Raw genomic sequence first — 3,412 nt, forward strand, 5'->3', positions numbered from 1 at the left:
GAGGATTCGATATGAGTGAATATAATTCAAGTTGGATGCTTGAAACAAGACAGAAGGAAGATACCCGAAGTTCAAGTTTGTTTCAGAAAATAATGGAACATAAATTATTTGCTGTATCACTAGTTCTTTTGGCTATTCTCCTTTCATGTGCAATATTGGCTCCAGTTATAGCGCCATATGATCCTTTGAAGATAGATATTAAAAATAAGATCGAAACTCCATCGATTCAGCATATTTTTGGAACCGATTATCTCGGTCGTGATATGTTTAGCCGAATTTTGTATGGAGCAAGAACTACTCTGACTATTTCTCTTTTGACAGTGGGAATTTCAGTCCTTATTGGTATTTCAGGAGGACTCCTTGCAGGGTATTATGGTGGTTTTTTAGACATGCTCCTCTGTAGAATTATTGATATTCTTCTCCCATTTCCTGGTATGATTATAGCACTGGCACTTTTGTCGTATATTCCTGCAGGAATCGGGGCTATGGTTCTTGCTTTAAGTTTTAATTTTTGGGCTTCCTTTGCCAGATTGATACGTAATGAGACATATTCGATAAAAAATCAGGAATTCGTTCTTTCTGCAAAACTGAGTGGACTATCTGATACACGGATTATGATCAGACATATTCTTCCAAATATTATTGCTCCAATTATTGTCCTTATAACTCTGGAGATCGGGAGTGTAACCCTTCATATCGCAGCTCTTAGTTTTATTGGCATTGGGATTCCCCCAGATATGCCGGAATGGGGTGCTATGGTAAGTGCAGGGAAAGATTTTATGAGATCTGCACCACTTCTGACAATAATACCAGGTTTGGTAATAACTGCAGTAGTTCTGCTTTTTAACATCCTTGGAGAGGAACTTCGCAAAATTCTCAATCCACTTAATGAAGAGGTGACCGAATTATAACTCTTCTTGAGGTTTCTTCTCTGTATGTGACATTTCCTACTTCGAGAGGAGATGTTCAGGCAGTCATAGATGTACATTTTTCAATTCAGCCTGGAGAGACTGTTGGAATTATTGGAGAAAGTGGATCAGGAAAATCAGTTATTGGAGCCTCTATCCTTCGCCTTCTTCCAGATTCTGCAAGAATAAGAGGAACAATTCAATATCTTGATACTGATATCTATGCCCTTCCTCAAGAAATAATGCACACTATGAGAGGGAGGCAAATTTCCCTTATTCCACAGAATCCAGGTGCGGCATTAGATCCACTCTTGACGAACGGATTACAAATTGCAGAAGTTTTTGAGCAGAATGGTCTTTCTAAAACTGACTCGTGGGAACGGGCAGTTTTGACGCTTAAAAAATTTCTTTTTCCAAATCCTTCCATTAATGCCCTTCAATATCCACATCAGTTTTCTGGTGGAATGAGGCAACGAGTTGTCACTGGAATATCTCTTGCCGGAGGCCCACAGTTACTCATCGCAGATGAACCAACAAAAGGTCTCGATCAGATGACTCGAGATAATAGTTACCAGATATTCTCTCAAATCACTTCTGATAAAAAGACATCTCTTCTTTTAATAACTCATGACCTTGATCTCGCTGAGAAACTATGTGATAGGGTTATGGTCATGTATTCTGGAGAAATTGTTGAGATCGGAAATACAGGAGAAGAGATCTTTACTCACCCTCACCATCCATACACCATTGGACTCATGAAAGCTAGACCTAGAAATGGTTTAGTTCCTTTACCGGGTCATAGTCCAAATCTAGCAGATTTACCTGTGGGCTGTCACTTTCAGGATAGATGTCCATATTGTAAAGATATCTGTCAGAAATTACATCCAGAATTATCTTTATTTCATGGGAGGCTGGTCAGATGCCATCACTCATCCTGAATGTCATTAATCTTTCAAAAGATTATGGTCATAATCCAATATTCTCTCATGTTTCGCTTCAAATATTTGAAGGAGAGATTGTGGGGCTATATGGACAGAGTGGTTCTGGTAAATCGACACTTGGAAGATGTATAACCCGTCTTGAAGAACCATCTTCAGGTAAGGTTTTTTTCCAGGGACAAAATTTTAATAAACTTGGAAAATGGGCATTACGCAGAACGAGAACTCAAATGCAGATGATCTTTCAACATCCAGAAACTTCTCTGAATCCACGTATGAGAGTTATCGACAGCCTCACAGAACCAGTCAGGATTGCACGTAAATGCACATCAAATGAAGCATTAGAGATATTAGAACCAATAATTCATGAAGTGGGCATTCGACAGGATCAGCTTCTTCGATATCCTCATCAGTTATCAGGTGGAGAGATTCAGCGGGCAGTTATTGCCAAGATCTTTTCATTAAATCCAGCTCTCATCATTGCTGATGAGGCTACATCAATGCTTGATGTATCAGTCCAAGCTCAGGTAATACATCTGATGAAAAAGTTGCAGGAAGAGACGAAGGTAGCATACCTCATGATTTCTCATGATCTTGAACTTTTAAACCTGGTTTGTACGCGGATACTCAAAATGCAGGATGGTACTATCGAAGAGGTCAAGAAGACTATATCCTCTTCATACACTGTTTGAACAATTTCTCATTTTTTATAAAGAGGTGTTGAATGCAAAAAATTTATAATTTAAAATTAGGTAAATCTGATTCTGTAGCGTCGTGGATCCTCGGCCCACTCGTAGATCTGAGAATCCTCAGTCTTGTACGCACAATCAAATTTCCATTGGCACTGACCTATACACTCAGTCTCATAGCGTCGTTAGCTCATGTTGGGTTTCTGATGCTTGTATCTCTGGCTATGGCTCGTTTGATTGAAGGAAAGATAGACAATTCAACATACATTCTCTTAGCGGGAATGGTATTCACACTTATACTACGGGGAGTATGTGAGTATGGAAAAGAGATAGCAGCACACAATACAGCTTTGCAGGTAAAAAATTCTTTAAGGTCTGCAGTTTTTAGAAAACTCCACACTCTTGGACCTGAATATATTGAGAAAAAGAACTCCGGATGGCTTACAGCAACAGTGGTTGATGGAATTGAAGGCCTTGAGATGTATGCAGGAAGTTACATCCCGTATGTCATTCTCTGTCTTACTGTTCCAGTAATGATGTTTACGATCTTCTGGATCATTATTGACCCGATCGCTGCTATCATTGAGATTGTATTTGTTCCAATAATCCTTGCCTTCCTGATGCATTCGCTAAAAGCAAAGAAAGATAATAGTGAGAATATCTGGAGTGAATTCAGATCTTTGAGTTCATATTTTGTTGAAAGTATCCAGGGACTACCTACATTACAGTTGTTTAACCAGGCTAATAATCGAGCAGATGAGATCTTTATTCGTGCTGAACGGTTGAAAAATGCATGGATTAGCCGTATTAGAATATCAATGTCGGTTAATTTTCTGGTTGATGCCTGTCCTTATTTAGGGTATACCCTTGCTTTAAG

4 protein-coding genes are annotated in these 3,412 nt (G+C 39.0%); all 4 read left to right on the top strand.

Translation table 11 applies throughout. From position 1 onward, the window contains the following. A partial coding sequence (locus VN429_RS08240; RefSeq protein WP_325631973.1) for an ABC transporter permease occupies window positions 1–911 on the top strand: 911 nt, incomplete at its 5' end. A 26-nt stretch (window positions 912–937) separates the two neighbouring features. Continuing rightward, entirely contained in the window at window positions 938–1,846 is a 909-nt protein-coding gene (locus VN429_RS08245; RefSeq protein ID WP_325631979.1) for an ABC transporter ATP-binding protein, read from the top strand. Next, complete coding sequence (locus VN429_RS08250; protein ID WP_325631981.1) at window positions 1,828–2,538, top strand: ABC transporter ATP-binding protein; 711 nt, start codon at window positions 1,828–1,830, stop codon at window positions 2,536–2,538. The genes VN429_RS08245 and VN429_RS08250 overlap by 19 nt, the downstream gene beginning before the upstream one ends. A gap of 32 nt (window positions 2,539–2,570) precedes the next feature. Beyond that, window positions 2,571–3,412, top strand: an 842-nt coding sequence (locus tag VN429_RS08255; protein WP_325631983.1) for an ABC transporter transmembrane domain-containing protein, incomplete at its 3' end; no start/stop codon positions are given.

The sequence above is a fragment of the Methanospirillum sp. genome (assembly GCF_035560735.1).
Classification (GTDB): domain Archaea; phylum Halobacteriota; class Methanomicrobia; order Methanomicrobiales; family Methanospirillaceae; genus Methanospirillum.